The organism is Cupriavidus sp. H39 (genome assembly GCF_050271075.1).
Lineage (GTDB): Bacteria > Pseudomonadota > Gammaproteobacteria > Burkholderiales > Burkholderiaceae > Cupriavidus > Cupriavidus necator_B.
The window spans coordinates 2561461-2578729 of sequence record NZ_CP189848.1; the positions used below are offsets into that span (position 1 = coordinate 2561461).

Consider the following 17269-nt stretch of genomic DNA (forward strand, 5'->3'; position numbering starts at 1 on the left):
ACCGTCTCCTTACAAACGCGTCGAAGCTAAACGCGGCCCATCGCGAAGCCTTTCGCGATGTAGTGCCGCACGAACCAGATCACGATGCCGCCGGGCACGATGGTCAGCACGCCGGCCGCGGCCAGCACGCCCCAGTCCATGCCCGATGCGGATACCGTGCGCGTCATGGTGGCGACAATGGGCTTGGCGTTGACCGAGGTCAGCGTGCGTGCCAGCAGCAGTTCCACCCAGCTGAACATGAAGCAGAAAAATGCGGCCACGCCCACGCCGGCCTTGATCAGCGGCAGGAAGATGGTCAGGAAGAAACGCGAGAACGAGTAGCCGTCGACATAGGCGGTCTCGTCGATCTCGCGCGGCACGCCCGACATGAAGCCCTCCAAGATCCACACCGCCAGCGGCACATTGAAGACCAGGTGCGCCAGCGCCACGCCCAGGTGCGTATCCATCAGGCCGATGGTGCTGTAGAGCTGGAAGAACGGCAGCAGGAACACCGCCGGCGGCGTCATGCGGTTGGTCAGCAGCCAGAAGAACACGTGCTTGTCGCCGATGAACTGGTAGCGCGAAAAGGCGTAGGCGGCAGGCAGCGCCACGCCGATCGAGATCACCGTGTTCATCGCCACGTAGATCATCGAGTTGACATAGCCCGAATACCAGGACGGATCGGTGAAGATGGTCTTGTAGTGCTCCAGCGTGAACTGCCCCGGCCACAGCGACAGCGTCGACACGATCTCCTCGTTGGTCTTGAACGACATGTTGACCATCCAGTAGATCGGCACGATGGCGAACAGCAGGTAGGCCAGCAGGAAGCCGGCGCGCCACCACGCGGCGCGGTTGGCCCGCGCGGGGATCGCGGTGGGGATCAAGGCAGGGACTGCCGAAGAGATCTCAGCCATGGGGCATGTCCTCGCTACCGGCGGTGCCCGCGCGCTGCATCCAGTTGTAGAGGACGAAACACATGAGCAGGATGATCAGGAAGTAGACAATGGAAAATGCCGCCGCCGGTCCCAGGTCGAACTGGCCGACCGCCTTCTGGGTCAGGTATTGCGACAGGAACGTGGTGGCGTTGCCGGGCCCGCCGCCGGTCAGCACGAAGGGCTCGGTGTAGATCATGAAGCTGTCCATGAAGCGCAGCAGCACCGCGATCATCAGCACGCCGCGCAGCTTGGGCAGCTGGATATGGCGGAACACGGCCAGGCGCGAGGCGCCGTCGATCTGCGCGGCCTGGTAGTAGGCGTCGGGGATCGCACGCAGGCCGGCATAGCACAGCAGCGCCACCAGCGGCGTCCAGTGCCAGACGTCCATCACCAGCACCGTGATCCAGGCCTCGAAGGCGCTGCCGGTGTAGTTGTAGTCGAAGCCGAGCCCCTTCAGCGCCGCGCCAAGCAGGCCGATGTCGGTGCGGCCGAAGATCTGCCAGATGGTGCCGACCACGTTCCACGGGATCAGCAGCGACAGCGCGATGATCACCAGCACCGCCGACGCCTTCCAGCCCCGGGCCGGCATCGACAGCGCCAGCAGGATGCCCAGCGGGATCTCCACCAGCAACACCGCCAGCGAAAAGCCGAGCTGGCGCAGCAGCGCGTCATGCAGCTCGCCGTCGCGCAGCACCGTGCGGAACCATTCGGTGCCGACGAACACGCGCCGCTCGGGCGAGATGATGTCCTGCACCGAGTAGTTGACGATGGTCATCAGTGGCAGGATGGCGGAGAACGCCACGCATACCACCACCGGCAGCACCAGCAGCCAGGCCTTCTGGTTCACCGGTTTCATGGCACCAGCTCCTCGTTGACGTAGTAGCAGGTATGCCGGTTGAACACCGACAGCCACGCCGTATCCCCCGCGCGCAGGCCGGCCGCCTCCGCGCCCAGCCGCGCGCGCAGCATGCCGGCCTGCGCGCCTGCCTCCTGCACCGTGCCGGTCAGCAGCCAGTAGGTGCCGATGTCCTGTGCGCGCTGCACCTGCACCGGCACCGCCTGCGCGTCGCGCTCCGGCGCCAGTCGCAGGTATTCCGGGCGTACCCCAATGCGGAAGCTGCCGGCCTCGCTCAGCGCCGCCTCCACCGCTGGCGCCAGCGCCGGCAGGTAGCGGCGCCCGGCCACTTCGATGGCGCCGTCGCGCCACTGTCCCGACAGGAAGTTCATGCCCGGCGAGCCGATGAAGTGCCCGACGAAGGTATGTGCGGGCCGCTCGAACAGCGCGTCGGCCGGGCCCACCTGCACCGCCTTGCCGCGCGACATCACCACCACCTGGTCGGCAAAGGTCAGCGCCTCGGTCTGGTCGTGGGTCACGTAGATCAGCGTCAGGCGGAACTCGTGGTGGATCTCCTTGAGCTTGCGCCGCAGCTGCCATTTCAGCTGCGGGTCGATCACCGTCAGCGGCTCGTCGAACAGGATGGCGGACACGTCCTGGCGCACCAGCCCGCGCCCGAGCGAGATCTTCTGCTTGGCATCGGCGGCCAGGCCGCTGGCGCGGCGCCCGAGCGTCGACGACAGGTCCAGCATCTCGGCGACGCGCCCGACCCGCTCGCGCACCTGGGCTTCCGGCACGCCGCGATTGCGCAGCGGGAAGGCCAGGTTTTCGCCGACGGTCATGGTGTCGTAGATCACCGGAAACTGGAACACCTGGGCGATATTGCGCGCCTGCGGCGTGGCGCCGGTAACATCGCGGCCATCGAAGGCGATGGTGCCGTGCGATGGCCGCAGCAGCCCGGAAATACAGTTCAGCAAGGTGGTCTTGCCGCAGCCGGACGGGCCCAGCAGCGCATAGGCGCCGCCGTCTTCGAAGGTAAAGCGCAGCGGCAGCAGCGCGTAGTCCTCGTCGGTACGCGGCTGGGGCACATACGAGTGCGCCAGGTCCAGGTCGATGCGCGCCATCTCAGCCTCCGGCCGCAGCGGCGCCGCCGGGCACATCGGTCGCCAGCGCGCCAGGCCGGCGCGGCGCATGAATGCGGCGGCCGTCCGCGTCGAACAGATAGAGCTGTTCGGGCAACAGGTGCAGCGTCACCGGCTCGCCCAGCTGCAGGTCGAGCACGCCGGCGACCTGCGCCACCAGGTTGCCGACCGAAGTATCGGCGTGGACAAAGGTGTCCGACCCGGACAACTCGGCAAGCGCCACGCGGCCCAGCACCGCCACCGCGCCAGGCTCGCCGGCCAGGCGCAAGGCCGAGGCGCGCACGCCCAGCGTCACCGGGCCGTCGTGCGCCGCCACGCCGGGCACCGGCACCGCGATCCCGCCAGCCAGCGTGACCCGGCCGCCCTCGAGCCGGCCCTCGACCAGGTTCATTGGCGGATCGTTGAAGGCGCGCGCCACGCGCAGCGAATCCGGATAGTGGAAGACTTGCGGCGTGGGGCCGTACTGCAGCAGCTCGCCCGCATCCAGCACCGCCGTGTGGCCGCCCAGCAGCAGAGCCTCGCCGGGCTCGGTGGTGGCGTAGATCACGGTGGCATCGCCGTGCGCGAATAGCTGGGCCAGTTCCTCGCGCAATTCTTCGCGCAGCTTGTAGTCCAGGTTGACCAGCGGCTCGTCCAGCAGCATCAGCGGCGCCTGCTTGGCCAGCGCGCGCGCCAGCGCCACGCGCTGTTGCTGGCCGCCGGAAAGCTCGGCCGGATAGCGCTCCAGCAGGTGGTCGATATGCAGCCGCGCCGCCAGCTCGCGCACGTGCCCGGCGATCTCCCCGGGCGCGGCCTTGCGCCGCAGCCGCAGCGGCGAAGCAATGTTGTCGAAGACCCTGAGCGACGGGTAGTTGATGAACTGCTGGTAGACCATCGACACATTGCGCTCGCGCACCGGCATGCCGGTGACGTCGTCGCCATCGACCAGCACGCGCCCGGCGCTGGGCCGGTCGAGCCCCGCCATGACCCGCATCAGCGAAGTCTTGCCCGCCTGCGTCGCGCCCAGCAGGATGGTGACCGCGCCGGGAACCGGGGCCAGCGTCATCGGATAGAGATACGCCTGCGAACCTGCCTGCTGTGCGACGCCTTCCAAACGTAGCTGCATCCGGTCTCCCTGTTCGATATGCTGCCGGCATCACGGCGTGCGTTCGATGCAGGCGCACCAATCTTGGCTTACCGCTCGTTTTAGCAACAAAACGAACAGAAAACAATCATGCACCGCATCATTTTGTTTTCGTTTGTGTTTGAACTAGAATCCCCGCATGACCCTCAATCCCCGTCAGACAGCCCTGCTCGAAGAAGTCCGCACCCAGGGCTTTGCCTCCATCGACGAGCTTGCGCGCAAGTTCGGCGTCACACTCCAGACGGTGCGCCGCGATGTCAACCTGCTGGCCGAGAACGGCATGCTGGCGCGCTTCCATGGCGGGGTGCGGGTGGAAGACTCCACCACCGAGAACATTGCCTACCGGCAACGGCAGGTGCTCAATGCCGAAGGCAAGGCGCGCATCGCGCGCGCGGTCGCCGCGGCGGTGCCGGAAGGCTGCTCGCTGATCCTGAACATCGGCACCACGGTCGAAGAGATCGCGCGCGCGCTGGTGCACCATCGGGGGCTGCGCGTGATCACCAACAACCTGAACGTGGCCAACATCCTGGCCGACAACGCCGATTGCGAAGTCATCGTCGCCGGCGGCGTGCTGCGCTCGCGCGACCGCGGCATCGTCGGCGAGGCCACGGTGGAGTTCATCCGCCAGTTCAAGGTCGATATCGGGCTGATCGGCATCTCCGGCATCGAGGCCGACGGCACGCTGCGCGACTATGACTTCCGCGAGGTCAAGGTGGCGCGGACCATCATCGAGCATTCTCGCGAGATCTGGCTGGCGGCGGACACCAGCAAGTTCAACCGCCAGGCCATGGTGGAGCTGGCCCATGTATCGCAGGTGGACCGGCTGTTTACCGACGCGCCGCTGGCGGCGCCATTCGACCAGATCCTGGCCGACAGTGGGGTGAAGTGTGTGGTGGCAGAGCGGGAATGAGCGCGCCGGGAGCCGGCTTGAGGCTGCCGCGCTGGCGCGGGCGGAGCTGTCGGTGACGCCTGGCGCCGCGCTGGCGCGACAGGCCTGCCCTCTCCCCCGGCCCCTCTCCCGCAAGCGGGCGAGGGGAGAAAATCAAGGGTCGGGCAAGGAACTACTTGAACACTACGGTCTTGTGGCCGTTCAGCAGGATGCGGTGTTCGGCATGCCACTTGACCGCGCGCGCCAGTGCCACGCATTCGACGTCGCGGCCGACGGCGGTCAGTTGCTCCGGGTCCATGCTGTGGTCCACGCGCTCGATTTCCTGCTCGATGATCGGGCCTTCGTCGAGGTCGGCGGTGACATAGTGCGCGGTGGCGCCGATCAGCTTCACGCCGCGGTCGTGCGCCTGGTAGTACGGCTTGGCGCCCTTGAAGCTGGGCAGGAACGAATGGTGGATATTGATCGCGCGGCCGGCCAGCTTGCGGCACAGGTCGTCGGACAGCACCTGCATGTAGCGCGCCAGCACCACCAGGTCGATGTTCTGCTCCTGCACCACGTCGAAGACGCGCGCTTCCTGCGCGGCCTTCTGCTCCGCCGACGCGTTCATCAGCGGCAGGTGGAAGAACGGCACGTCGTACGAAGCCGCCAGCTGGTAGAAGTCGCGGTGATTCGAGACGATCGCCGCGATCTCCACCGGCAGCCCGCCGACCTTGGCCCGGAACAGCAAGTCGTTCAGGCAGTGGCCGATCCTGGACACCATGATCATCACGCGCGGCTTGACCGCGGCATCGTTCAGCTCCCATTGCATGCCGAACTGGTCGCCCACCGGCGCGAACGCGGCCTTCAGCGTGGCCAGGTCAGGCCCACCGGCGGCCGGCGTGAAATGCACGCGCATGAAGAAGCGGCCGGCGTACTCGTCACCGTACTGGTCGGAATCGACGATATTGCAGCCGTGCTGGAACAGCAGGCCCGAGACGGCGTGGACGATGCCCGGCTGGTCAGGGCACGAGAGGGTCAGGATGAATCCGGTGTTGCTCATGGTGTGTGGTTCGGTCGGGATGGCGCGGCGCAGGGCCGGGGAAGCCAGGTGGGCTCGGTCAGTGCAATGGTCAGTACGGCGGGCAAACCCGGGACGAGCGGCGATGGACCCCGCGGCGGCTCAATCGTGTTGGCCGGCGCTGAGCCAGCCACGCCGGCAAAGGGCATCCAGCGTCACCAGTGTCGCATCGACCGTCATGGCGCCGGCCGACATGATAGCAAGCAATGGCGCCACCTCGACGCGCCGGTGCTCGCTGACCTCGCCGTCCTGGTTGCGCGGGGTGAAGCCCGGCGGCAGCAGCAGATCATAGACGTAGACCTGCTCCCACTGCACGCCTTCGGGCAGGTCGCGCAGTACCTCGATCATGCCGTGCGCCTGCACGCCCTGCGCCAGCGCAGGCGGGATGCCGGACTCTTCCTCGCACTCGCGCACCAGTGTCGCCAGCGGGTCGCTGCCGTGGGGCATGCCGCCGGCCACCAGGTTGTCCCACATGCCGGGGTCGACGGCCTTCGCCGCGCTGCGGCGCGAGATCCACAGCGCCGGCGGCCCGCCCGCCGCGCCGTCGACGATGCCGTTCATGTGCGAAGCAAAGGTCAGCAGGCCCAGGAAGCGCGCTGCGGCGCGTTCGACCACCGCGACCGCGGGCGCGTCCAGCGCGGGGGTCACCGCGAACAGTTCGTCGCGCCAGCCGCGCACATGGCCGGCGTCGGCCAGCTGGCGGGACAGGGTCTGCAATGCGGCGCTGCGCGCCTCGAAATCGCCGCAGCCCGGCAGCAGCGCCACGGCCACGGAGCCATCGGCGAGCGGCTGCTCCGGGCCAAGCACGGCGCCGAGGCCGCGCAGGATGCCGGCATGCATGCGCGGCAGCCAGCCGACCTGCCGGCTGCCGGCCATCAGGCGCAGCTTGGCGGCGGCATTGAAGCCGCTGCGCGCCGCCAGCGAGGCGGCGATCCGCGCCGCAGGATCGTCGGAAAATCCACCGGCAAACCCACCGGCGGCAGCCGCGGCCAGCAAGAAAGACATTTCAGCCATCAGCATTCCCTGCACCGGCCACGCCGGCGCGCAGTGTCATTGTCAGGATCGAACGCATGAACCAGCCCGCCGCGCAGGACCAGCGCCCTGCCGCGTCCCAGCTTCCCGCCAAGCCGCAATACGTGCTGGCGCTCGACCAGGGCACCAGCAGCTCGCGCGCCATCCTGTTCGACCATGCCGGCAACGTGGTGCGCCTGGCACAGCGCGAGTTCCGCCAATATTACCCACATCCCGGCCATGTCGAGCACGATCCCTACGAGATCTGGCAGTCGCAGCTGGCGGTGGCGCACCAGGTGCTGGCCGAGGCCGACATCGCCGCGTCGCAGGTGCGCGCCATCGGCATCACCAACCAGCGCGAGACCACCTTGCTGTGGGACCGCAAGACCGGCGAGCCGGTCGGCCGCGCGCTGGTCTGGCAGGACCGCCGCACCGCGCCGATGTGCGAGGCGCTGCAGGCCGCCGGCCACGGCGAGCTGTTCCGCGAGAAGACCGGCCTGATCGTCGACGCCTATTTTTCCGGCACCAAGCTGCGCTGGATGCTCGACAACATCGAAGGCGCGCGGGCGCGCGCGCAGCGCGGCGAACTGGCCTTCGGCACCGTCGACAGCTGGCTGATCTGGCAACTGACCGACGGCGCGCGCCATGTCACCGACGTGTCCAATGCCTCGCGCACGATGCTGTTCAACATCCACAGCTTCGCGTGGGACGACGCGCTGCTGGCGCTGCTCGACATCCCGCACGCGCTGCTGCCCGAGGTGGTGGCCTCCAGCGGCGAGGTCGCGCGCACCTCGGCGCGGCTGTTTGGCATGCCGATCCCGATTGCCGGCATCGCCGGCGACCAGCAGGCGGCCACCTTCGGCCAGGCCTGCCTGGTGCCCGGCATGGCCAAGAACACCTATGGCACCGGCTGCTTCCTGCTGATGAATACCGGGGCGCAGCCGGTCGCCTCGCGCAACCGGCTGCTGACCACCATTGGCTGGCAGTACCGCGGCCAGACCCAGTATTGCCTCGAAGGCGGCGTGTTCATGGGTGGGGCCACCATCCAGTGGCTGCGCGACGGCCTCAAGATCATCAACAGCGCGCCCGAGGCCGAGGCCCTGGCGCGCCAGTGCGACGATACCGGTGGCGTGGTGCTGGTGCCGGCCTTTGCCGGGCTGGGCGCGCCGCACTGGGACGCCTTTGCACGCGGCACCCTGGTCGGCATGACGCGCGGCACCGGCCGGCCGCAGATCGCGCGCGCGGCGCTGGAATCGATCGCGCTGCAAAGCGTGGATGTGCTCGAGGCCATGCAGAAGGACGCCGGCATCGCGCTGGCCGAGCTGCGCGTGGACGGCGGCGCCTCGCGCAGCGACCTGCTGATGCAGATGCAGGCCGACCTGCTCGGCACCCCGGTGGTGCGCCCGCGCGTGACCGAGACCACCGCGCTGGGTGCCGCCTACCTGGCTGGCCTGGCCACCGGCTACTGGAGCGACCCGGTGCAGATCGCGCAGCAATGGCAGGTCGAGCGGCGCTTCGAGCCGAACCTGTCGGCCGATGCGCGCGGCCACCGGCTCGCGCGCTGGCACCGCGCGGTCGAGCGCGCGCGCGACTGGGCCCGCGAGGACGACGCCGGCGGCGGCCACGGCTGATTCCGGCCCGTCAAACCCGTCCCGCGGACCACGCGGGCAACTGAACACCTCAGCCAGCACACACCACACACCAGCGTCATGCACAGCCTTCCCACCCCGATCCAGCCGCCCAGCCGCGCCGCCCTGCTCGCCACCCTGGAGCGCGAGCCGCGCTGGGACGTGATCGTCATCGGCGGCGGCGCCACCGGCCTCGGCACGGCGGTCGATGCCGCCTCGCGCGGCTACCGCACGCTGCTGGTCGAAGCCGCGGACTTTGCCAAGGGCACCTCGAGCAAGGCCACCAAGCTGGTGCACGGCGGCGTGCGCTACCTCGCCCAGGGCAATATCAGCCTGGTGCGCGAGGCGCTGCACGAGCGCGGCCTGCTGGCCCGCAACGCGCCGCATCTGGTGTGGCCGCTGGGCTTCGTGGTGCCGGCCTACCAGATGTTCGACCAGCCCTTCTACGGCATCGGCCTCAAGCTCTATGACATGCTGGCCGGCAACCGCAACCTGTCCGGCAGCCGCTGGCTGAACCACCGCGAAGTGCTGGCCGCCGCGCCCAACCTGGCCGAACACGTCGGCGGGCGTCCGCTGCGCGGCGGCAACCTGTACTTCGACGGCCAGTTCGACGATGCCCGGCTGGCGGTGGCGCTGATGCGGACCCTGTTCGACGTGGGCGGCACCGCGCTCAACTACATGCGCGCGACCGGCCTGAGCCAGCAAGGCGGCGTGATCAGCGGCGTGACGGTGCAGGACGCACTGGGCGGCGCCACCTTCCGGCTGCGCGCGGATTGCGTGATCAACGCCACCGGGGTGTGGGTCGATGCCATCCGCCAGATGGAAGACGGGCATGCCCGCACCATGGTCGCGCCCAGCCAGGGCGTGCACCTGACGCTGCCGCGCAGCTTCCTGCCGGGGGAGCGCGCCATCCTGATCCCCAAGACCGACGACGGGCGGGTGCTGTTCGTGGTGCCCTGGAACGGGCACACCATCGTCGGCACCACCGACACGCCGCGCCGCGACCTGCCGCTGGAGCCCGACGCCGGCGCCGACGATGTCGATTTCATCCTGGAAACAGCGTCGCGCTACCTGGCCAAGGACCCCACCCGCGCCGACGTCACCAGCGTCTGGGCCGGCCTGCGGCCGCTGGTGCGGGCCACCGGCGAAGCCTCCACCGCTTCGCTGTCGCGCGAACATACCATCCTGGTGTCCAGGGCTGGGCTGATCACCGTCACCGGAGGCAAATGGACCACCTACCGCAAGATGGCCGAAGACGTGATCGAGACCGCGATCCAGCGCCAGATGGTGTGCGCGGCGCCGTGCGTGACCGCGGAGCTGCCGCTGCACGGCGCCGCCGGATTGCCCGCCGACCTGCCGCTGCCGGATTCGGGTTCGCCGGACCGCTACTACGGCAACGAGCTGGGCCTGCTGCGCGCATTGCCGGGACACGACCGCATGATCGCGGGCGCATCGGGCCTGACCGAGGCCCATGTGCGTTTTGCCGCCCGGCATGAGCTGGCGCGCCGGGTCGAGGACGTGCTGGCGCGCCGCAACCGTGCGCTGTTCCTGGACGCGCGCGCGGCCGTCGATGCGGCACCGGCAGTGGCCGCGATCCTGGCCGAGGAACTTGGCGAAGACGACGCCTGGCAAGCCCGCGAAGTGGAGAGTTTCCGCGCGCTTGCCGCCGGCTATATGCTTGCCTGATGGCTTGCTGGAGACACGCTGCCCGATACGGCTGCATCGCTCCCTGACACCAACTTTTGAACCTGCCATGCCATGCCCGATCGCTTGATGCTGTCCCGTACCCGCATCGCTGCCTTGCTGGCCGTCCTCTGTGCCAGCGCCACGGCCCACGCTGCCCGCGCGCCGGGCATCGATGGTGTGCGCTTTCCCGAGGTGCGCACCATGCGCTACCAGTGCGACGGCGGCAAGACGCTGGCGGTGCGCTATTTCAACAGCCCGGACAACCAGGCCGCGGTGTTCCGCATCGAAGGCAAGCCGTTGCTGGCGGTCAGCACGGTGTCGGCGTCCGGCGCGCGCTATGTCGGCGGCCGCTACGAATGGTGGACCAAGGGCGAGACCGGCACGCTGCGCGACCTGATGCAGGCGGAAACCGCCGCGCCCGTGCTGGCCAACTGCCACGCCGCGCCGTAAACGGCAGGGTCACGCCACGTCAACGTTTGAAGCCGCGGCGTTCCGGGCGATAATGCGGGGATTGAATCAGGGAGAACACCATGGACGAGATTGAAGATCTGTCCGATCTGCCGATGCCCCGCTTTATCTGGGGCTTCGCCGTGATCGCAGGCAAGGGCGGCGAGGTCATGCACGACGAGTTCGAGTATCTGACCCACACCCGCAGCCCGCGCTTCACCTGCCGCGTGGTCGAGCTGGAGGACATGCCGGCGGAAAGCGAAGAAGACGCCATCGACGGCCGCATCGTCCATGATGACGACCCGAGCCGCATGTTCTACATCACCGATGCCGGCATGGCGCTGGTCAACTTCCAGTTGTTCGACAAGATGCCGGACAAGCAGAAGTTCAAGCGCATCTGCGACGAAGCCATCGCCAACTGGATGCTGCGCCGCGAATTCCTCGACGAGGAAGAGGACTGAGGCAAGACCCAGGCCAACGGCGGCGCGGCGGCCGCGCGAGGCTCAGGCCTGGCCCTGCTCCGGCGGCAGCGCGCCGGCCAGCACTTCATTGAGCAGGCCGGTCATGCCGCCCGGGTGGTTGGCGGCAAGCGCCTGCAGGCGCTTCACCAGGGTGCCGTCGAGCTTGCACGCGAACGGCACCAGACCTTGCTCCTGGTCCAACCGGCGCTGCTCGCGCCGGTCCGGGCGCGCCTCGGCACCGGGAATGCCGCCCCGCCCTGCCGCCGCCTGCTTCAGGCTGTTGGCGATCTTCAGGCCCTTGTTTTTTTCCAGGTCCGTTTTCTTCACGGCAATATCCGAAAGTCTGTAGAGGCCGGTATTGTACGCACCCGCGGGCCGGCACACGCTCCGCGGGCGTTAATGGTCTCGGTCATGCGTCGCTGACTTCAATCAGCTCGGCCGCCACCCGCTGGATTTCCGCATAAACCGGAATGGCGTCCATCGGGCCGGTGCAGCCCACTGCCGTGGCCTGGCTGGCATCGGCGCCTGGCGGCAGGAACACGAAAGCCATGCCGGGCTGCCAGCCGGGATGCTTGCGCAGGCTGTCATTGAGGATGTCGAGATACTGCGCGCGCGTGAAGACGTGCCTTGCCATCGCTACCTCCGGGATCCGCTGCCGATGCGCCGCGCGGGCGCGGGTGTCATGGCGGGGATCGTAGCATGGCAGGGACGCCCGGCGTCACCGCACGGCGCCGGGCCGCGGACCGGTCAGCACTCGCCCTTCTTGGCGTGGCCGGGCGGGCAATGGCTGCCCTGGTCCTTGTGGCCCTTGTTCTTGGTGCCCTTGTACCCGCCCTGATCCCAGCGGCCCGGCACCAGCACCCAGCCGTCGCGCGACTGGATCCAGCGCGGCGACTCATAGACATAGCCGGGGCGCTCACGCTCCCAGCGGCCCTTCTTCCAGGCGTGTTTGCGGTAATGATCGTCCCAGTCCCAGTAGCCCGGCACCCAGACGTAGCCGGCGCGCGGCGCGGGCACGGCCTCGTAGATGGGCGCCGGCGGCGGAACACCAATGGCGATGTTGACTGACACCTGGGCCATCGAGGCCGCACTGAAGGCCAGGCCGGAACCGAGCATCGCTGCCAGCAGCAGGGCCCTGGCCGGACGGCGCACGCAATCTGTCATGAGAGTCCTATCTTGTGGAGGAACATGCCCATAGTCTAGTGCGCCGTAAGCCTCCGGCAAGGCAAGAATCGATGTCGGGGCGGTCACGGGTGCCGGAACGCAACACTCCGGTGCAAGCCCCGCTTGCGCGCAGGCGCCGCTAGTGATCCTCGGCCATCGCCTTGAGCTGAGCCTCGCCGGCAACCCGCGCGGCATCGGAGGTGGTGAAGGTATCGTCTGACACGATGGCGCGCCGGACCTGCTGCGCGCCGAAATCCACCAGCGCGATGACCCACACATAGCGCCCCGCCTGGGGTGCGGTCTGCACGAAAGCCTTCAGGTTGTGGCGCGATTCATTGGCCATGATCCATCTCCGGTTGAGACGTGCCGCAGCACAGGGGTCAGGCAACTCTAGCACAAGGCCCGCAAGCTCACCGGCCGGCGGCCTCGGTGGCAAAGGCGCGCAATTCGCGCACCCGCGCGGCGGTCATCTCCAGCATGCAGGTCGCGCCGGCCACGCGCGCGGCGCTGCCGCCGCCCGGATTGGACACAAAAGCGCAATTGGCCTGGCGGTACTCGAGCCAGGCCCGCTGCGCCACCCGCAACAGCCCGGTGCGCGGCGCCTCCAGCCGTCGCAGCAGCGACTGGTAAGCAGTGTTCAGCGCGGCGTCCTGGACCCGCGATTCCAGTGCGGCACAGTTGAGCATGTCGGCGGTCGACGCGGCCTTGCCGATGCAGCGCTCATAGTCGGCGCTCAGACCGCCATTTTCGGCGGCGCCGGCGGGGAGGACCGCCACGGCCAGGCCGACGACGGCAACACATGCGAGAACGCGCATAGCAGCTCTCCGTTTGCGTGGTTGTGACAAGACGAATCGGACTTCGGGGTGGTGCGGGTACGGTCAGGCGAGCCAGCGGCCCAGCGTCGCCACGGCGATATTGACCAGCCCGAGCACCAGGTTGGTCCCCACCGCCTGCCGGATGCGGTTCAGCGCGGCACCGGCGGCCGGCCAGTCCTGCGCATCCACGGCCCGGCCCAGCGCCCGGTAGGGACCGAACCATACGTAGCAAAAAATGCCTGCCATGACGACGCCGATGCCCAGCATCAGGTGCCAGTTGCGTGGTGCGCCGGCCATTCCCACCGCCGCCATCATCGCGCCACCGCTCATCAGGATCGCAACCACCGACGCCCACACCCAGGGGAAAAACCGGGCAAACACGCCGCGCCACAGGCGCAGCCGCGGCGGCGGCTCCAGCAGCGTGCCGGCCACCGGCCGCAGGCACAGGTAGGCGAAGAACATGCCGCCGACCCAGACGGCAACGCCGGTCAGGTGCAGCAAGCGCATAAGCGGGTCGATGATCATGGCGGCAGGCGGCAAGGCGCGTAGGGGCGATGGACACATTCTAAGTGTTGTGCCCGCCACCGCGAAGCCTGGCAAACACGCAACGGTTCTACGTCGGGCTTCAGGAAAGCAACACCGGACCGATAAACATTTCGAATCACGCCGCGCCACGAGCCGGTCATCGCAGAAGACCACTCGTGCCGCTTATTTCAGGCCCATCCACCGCGATACCTGGCGCTTGACCGCCCGGAACCCGGCCCCAGACAATAGCCGCGGCCATACCCCACCTGCGCAACCAGCCGCTCCGCCCCCTTCCTTCGAGACCATGGCGCCCGCCCCAGCCAGCCCTCCTCCGACCGCGCCCGCTACCCGAGCACGACCGCTGCTGCGCCGTGGCCTCACCGCCCTGCTGCTTGCCGTGACGCTGGCGGTGCTGCCGGCCATGGTGCCGCCCGCGGTGACCGCGCAGCCTGCGCCGCAGCGGGCCGACCTTGTCGCGCGCGTGGTCATCAGCCTGCTCGGCTACGCGCGCTGGCCGGTGGAGCGCGATCCGGTGCGGCTGTGCGTGGATACCGCCAGCCGCTATGCGGCCCGGCTCAAGGAAGGCGGCACGCTCGCCAATGGCCGCACTATGCAGACCCGACAGGTCGACGTACTGGCCGACATGCTGCACCCGGCGTGCGATGCGCTGTACATGGGCGCCATGAACGAAGCGCGCCGCAAACGCCTGTCGGCCGAACTGACCGGCCGCCCAGTGCTAGTCATCGCCGAAGAAGACTTCGAGTGCGAGGTGGGCAGCATGTTCTGCCTCAACATCCGCGACAACCAGGTCTCGTTCCGCGTCAACCTCGATACCGTCGCCCGCAGCGGCGTGCACATGCACCCCGCCGTGCTGCAGCTCGGCCGCCGCAAGGGAGCGCCATCATGAGGGAGCCCCAGCCGGTGCGCGGGCCTGGCGCGCGCCCCACCCTCTACAGCGTGCTGCGCCGTATCCACCTGGGCGTGGCGCTGATCGCGGTATGCACGGCCGGCCTGGCGTTGACCGCGATCGGCGTCACCGCGCTACGCGTCTACGCCGACCACAACGTGCGGCTGGTGGCGCGCTCGATCGCCTACACGCTGGAAGCGCCGGTGGTGTTCCGCGACCAGGCGGCCACCGCCGAAACCCTGGCCGCGATCGCGGCCTCGGAAGACATCGCCCGCGCCACCGTCTATGACCGCGACCACCATGTCCTGGCGGAATGGCAGCGCCCCGGCCAGGCGCCGCTGACCGGCCTGCGCCACGCGCTGGTCGAATGGCTGGGCACGGGAGCGGTCGAGCAGCCCATCCTGCACCAGGCACAGCCAGTGGGGATGCTGCGCGTCAGTGGCGACCCGCGCAATCTGCTGCATTTTCTGCTGCGCGGCGCGCTGGGTCTGCTGGCCTGCCTGCTGCTGACCGCTGTTGGCGCCCACTACCTGGCCAGCCGGCTGCTGGTGCAGATCATCGAGCCGCTGCGCAACCTGATGCGGGTGGCGCATGCGGTGCGTTCCCAGCGCGATTTCGCCCAGCGCACGCCGCCGGCCAGCATTGCTGAACTGAATGCCCTGAGCGAGGATTTCAACGGCCTGCTCGACGAACTGCAGACCTGGCAGAACCAGATGCAGCACGAGAACCGCTCGCTCGCCCACCGCGCCAACCACGATGCCCTGACCGGGCTGCTGAACCGCGCCGCGTTCGTCGAAGCGCTGGAGCACGCCGTGCGCCACGCCGCCGCCAACGATGAATATGCCGCGGTGCTGTATCTCGACAGCGACGAATTCAAGCACGTCAACGATCGCCACGGCCATGCCGCCGGCGACGCAGTGCTGGTCGCAGTAGCGCAGCGCATGCGCGCCAGCCTGCGTGGCCGCGACACCGTGGCGCGCATCGGCGGCGACGAATTCGCGGTACTGGCCACCGCGCTGCGCGCGCCGGGCGATGCCATCCAGATCGCCGAGCATATCCTGCAGGCGATGGCCTGCCCCATCGACCTGCCCGACGGCAGCTCGGTGCAGGCCTCGCTCAGTATCGGGCTGGCCGTCTTCCCGGTCCACGCGCAAGGCAGCCAGGCCCTGCTGCACGCCGCCGACGCCGCCATGTACGGCGCCAAGCGGCGCTCCGGCGGCATCTGGCAAAGCGCCGAGCCACGCCTGGACGTCACGCAGTGAGAACCCACATGTTTGCAGGTCGTCTTCTGCCCGATTACAGATTCCGCTGGAAGTCCTGGCTGGGGGCCGTCATGCTTGGCGCGGCAGGACGCGCCGAGAACCGGCGCGTCGCCATCATCGTTTCGGTAGAGTAGCGGCGGTTCAGTCGCCGAAGGGATTGGGCGCGCGGTTCTCCAGCGCCTCGTTCAGGTCGAACTCGTCGCGCACCTTGTCGACCGCCGCGCGCACACTGGCGGCGTAGCCGTGCAGATTGTCGAAGGCCATGTCCCAGTTGCGGCCGCGTGCATCGCGCGGATGCGGCTGCGGCGACGGCACCCGGATGTTGGCGCCGTCTTCGCCGATTTCATCGATCTGCTGGATACGCCGGCTGACCTCGTCCTGCAAGGCACGCCGGCCGCGCTCACGCTTGGCCATGACTGACTCCTGGCTGAATCCCGATGCATCGTAGCACGCGCCGGGAGCGCCTTGCAGGCGCTTACAACGCCGCCTTGGCCGCCTGGTAAGCCGCGTACAGGCGCGCGAACACCGGCCCCGGAACCCCCTTGCCGACCTGGCGCCCATCGATGCTGACCACCGGCAGCAACTCCTTGCTGGCCGACGACAGCAGCACCTCATCAGCGGCGAACACCTCGTCCCTGGCGATCCGGCGCGACTCCAGCGCAATGTCCATCGCGGCGCAGATCTCCTCCATGAAGCCGTAGCGGATGCCCTCCAGGATCAGGTTGTCTTTCGGCGGCGCCGCCACGCGGCCATCGCGCACCACCCACACGTTGGACGCCGACGCCTCGGTCAGCCAGCCGTCACGGAACTGGATCGCCTCGGTCACGCCCTGCTCCACCGCATGCTGCGCCGCCAGCACGTTGCCGAGCAGCGACGTCGACTTGATCTGGCAATTCAGCCAGCGCCGGTCCTCCATGGTCACGCACGCAACCCCCTGCTCAACCATCTGCGCCGACGGCAACGCCATCGGATTGGTCATGATCAGCACCGTCGGCACCACCTCCTTCGGGAACGCATGCGTGCGCCTGGCCACGCCGCGTGTCACCTGGATATAGACCAGTTGATCCGACAAGCCATTGGCCTGCACCACCTCGCCGACACGCTCCAGCCACTGCGCGGCGCTGTACGGGTCGGGAATGCCGATGCCCTCCAGGCTCCGGTGCAGGCGGGCCAGGTGCTGCGCGCCGCGGAACGGCTTGCCGTGGTAGTACGGGATGACCTCATAGATGCCGTCGCCGAAGATAAAGCCGCGGTCGAGAACGGGGATGCGGGCTTCGGAGAGCGGGGTCAGGGTGCCGTTGAGGTGGACGATGGGGTCGGACATGAGAGGCATTCGGGCAGTTCGAAGAGATGCCTGATTCTTTCACGGTCGGCCCAGCAAGGTCATGCAATCTGCGCATGAC

General features: G+C 68.5%; 21 protein-coding genes. 7 read left to right on the forward strand and 14 right to left on the reverse strand.

What is annotated here, in order from left to right:
• Positions 1-26: 26 nt before the first annotated feature.
• From ACOCMH_RS27185 to ACOCMH_RS27200, 4 genes are read right to left on the reverse strand one after another with little or no spacing between them, the layout of a single operon-like run.
• Complete coding sequence (locus ACOCMH_RS27185; protein WP_427310264.1) at positions 27-893, reverse strand: carbohydrate ABC transporter permease; 867 nt, start codon at positions 891-893, stop codon at positions 27-29.
• Entirely contained in the window at positions 886-1770 is an 885-nt protein-coding gene (locus tag ACOCMH_RS27190) for a carbohydrate ABC transporter permease (protein ID WP_427310266.1), read from the reverse strand. Before ACOCMH_RS27190 ends, ACOCMH_RS27185 begins: the two co-directional genes overlap by 8 nt.
• Positions 1767-2873 carry an ABC transporter ATP-binding protein gene (locus ACOCMH_RS27195; protein WP_427310268.1) on the reverse strand — a complete coding sequence of 369 codons (1107 nt, stop codon included), beginning with the start codon at positions 2871-2873 and terminating at the stop codon, positions 1767-1769. The genes ACOCMH_RS27190 and ACOCMH_RS27195 overlap by 4 nt, the downstream gene beginning before the upstream one ends.
• Before the next feature lies 1 nt (position 2874).
• Entirely contained in the window at positions 2875-3996 is a 1122-nt protein-coding gene (locus ACOCMH_RS27200) for an ABC transporter ATP-binding protein (RefSeq protein ID WP_427310270.1), read from the reverse strand.
• 157 nt (positions 3997-4153) lie between these two features.
• On the opposite strand from ACOCMH_RS27200, the gene ACOCMH_RS27205 reads away from it, so the two are divergent.
• Positions 4154-4924 carry a DeoR/GlpR family DNA-binding transcription regulator gene (locus tag ACOCMH_RS27205; protein ID WP_171517898.1) on the forward strand — a complete coding sequence of 257 codons (771 nt, stop codon included), beginning with the start codon at positions 4154-4156 and terminating at the stop codon, positions 4922-4924.
• 151 nt (positions 4925-5075) lie between these two features.
• On the opposite strand, the gene purU is transcribed toward ACOCMH_RS27205, so the two are convergent.
• A complete protein-coding gene (gene purU, locus ACOCMH_RS27210) occupies positions 5076-5942 on the reverse strand; it encodes a formyltetrahydrofolate deformylase (protein WP_427310272.1) in 867 nt (288 codons plus the stop codon).
• 120 nt (positions 5943-6062) lie between these two features.
• Complete coding sequence (locus ACOCMH_RS27215) at positions 6063-6974, reverse strand: DUF4743 domain-containing protein (protein ID WP_427310274.1); 912 nt, start codon at positions 6972-6974, stop codon at positions 6063-6065.
• Between the two features lie 56 nt (positions 6975-7030).
• On the opposite strand from ACOCMH_RS27215, the gene glpK reads away from it, so the two are divergent.
• The 4 genes from glpK to ACOCMH_RS27235 all read left to right on the forward strand — a co-directional run bounded on the left by glpK (position 7031) and on the right by ACOCMH_RS27235 (position 11193).
• Positions 7031-8602: a glycerol kinase GlpK gene (gene glpK / locus ACOCMH_RS27220; RefSeq protein ID WP_427310276.1), complete on the forward strand. Its 1572-nt coding sequence runs from the start codon at positions 7031-7033 to the stop codon at positions 8600-8602.
• 78 nt (positions 8603-8680) lie between these two features.
• Positions 8681-10285, forward strand: a complete 1605-nt coding sequence (locus ACOCMH_RS27225) for a glycerol-3-phosphate dehydrogenase/oxidase (protein ID WP_427310277.1) — start codon at positions 8681-8683, stop codon at positions 10283-10285.
• An 87-nt stretch (positions 10286-10372) separates the two neighbouring features.
• Positions 10373-10735 (forward strand): MliC family protein, encoded by a 363-nt coding sequence (locus tag ACOCMH_RS27230; protein WP_427310279.1) that lies wholly within the window; start codon positions 10373-10375, stop codon positions 10733-10735.
• Between the two features lie 80 nt (positions 10736-10815).
• Positions 10816-11193: a hypothetical protein gene (locus ACOCMH_RS27235; protein WP_171517904.1), complete on the forward strand. Its 378-nt coding sequence runs from the start codon at positions 10816-10818 to the stop codon at positions 11191-11193.
• A 42-nt stretch (positions 11194-11235) separates the two neighbouring features.
• Here the strand turns inward: ACOCMH_RS27235 and ACOCMH_RS27240 are convergent, their stop codons facing one another.
• The 6 genes from ACOCMH_RS27240 to ACOCMH_RS27265 form a co-directional block, all read right to left on the reverse strand.
• Positions 11236-11520 carry a hypothetical protein gene (locus ACOCMH_RS27240; RefSeq protein ID WP_171517905.1) on the reverse strand — a complete coding sequence of 95 codons (285 nt, stop codon included), beginning with the start codon at positions 11518-11520 and terminating at the stop codon, positions 11236-11238.
• An 82-nt stretch (positions 11521-11602) separates the two neighbouring features.
• Positions 11603-11827, reverse strand: a complete 225-nt coding sequence (locus ACOCMH_RS27245; protein WP_062800783.1) for a hypothetical protein — start codon at positions 11825-11827, stop codon at positions 11603-11605.
• A 113-nt stretch (positions 11828-11940) separates the two neighbouring features.
• Positions 11941-12357, reverse strand: coding sequence for a YXWGXW repeat-containing protein (locus ACOCMH_RS27250; protein ID WP_427310281.1), 417 nt, complete (start codon positions 12355-12357; stop codon positions 11941-11943).
• Positions 12358-12496: 139 nt separating this feature from the next.
• Entirely contained in the window at positions 12497-12700 is a 204-nt protein-coding gene (locus tag ACOCMH_RS27255; RefSeq protein ID WP_012353268.1) for a hypothetical protein, read from the reverse strand.
• Between the two features lie 67 nt (positions 12701-12767).
• A complete protein-coding gene (locus ACOCMH_RS27260; protein ID WP_427310283.1) occupies positions 12768-13172 on the reverse strand; it encodes a lysozyme inhibitor LprI family protein in 405 nt (134 codons plus the stop codon).
• A gap of 63 nt (positions 13173-13235) precedes the next feature.
• A complete protein-coding gene (locus ACOCMH_RS27265) occupies positions 13236-13697 on the reverse strand; it encodes a CopD family protein (RefSeq protein WP_427310285.1) in 462 nt (153 codons plus the stop codon).
• Positions 13698-14001: 304 nt separating this feature from the next.
• On the opposite strand from ACOCMH_RS27265, the gene ACOCMH_RS27270 reads away from it, so the two are divergent.
• Positions 14002-14604, forward strand: a complete 603-nt coding sequence (locus tag ACOCMH_RS27270) for a YfiR family protein (RefSeq protein ID WP_427310287.1) — start codon at positions 14002-14004, stop codon at positions 14602-14604.
• The gene (locus tag ACOCMH_RS27275; RefSeq protein WP_427310288.1) at positions 14601-15866 is read left to right on the forward strand and encodes a diguanylate cyclase domain-containing protein; all 1266 of its coding nucleotides are present in this window, start codon (positions 14601-14603) and stop codon (positions 15864-15866) included. The genes ACOCMH_RS27270 and ACOCMH_RS27275 overlap by 4 nt, the downstream gene beginning before the upstream one ends.
• Before the next feature lie 141 nt (positions 15867-16007).
• On the opposite strand, the gene ACOCMH_RS27280 is transcribed toward ACOCMH_RS27275, so the two are convergent.
• A complete protein-coding gene (locus ACOCMH_RS27280) occupies positions 16008-16280 on the reverse strand; it encodes a hypothetical protein (protein WP_427310290.1) in 273 nt (90 codons plus the stop codon).
• A gap of 61 nt (positions 16281-16341) precedes the next feature.
• Positions 16342-17190, reverse strand: coding sequence for a D-amino acid aminotransferase (locus tag ACOCMH_RS27285; protein ID WP_427310292.1), 849 nt, complete (start codon positions 17188-17190; stop codon positions 16342-16344).
• Positions 17191-17269: the final 79 nt, after the last annotated feature.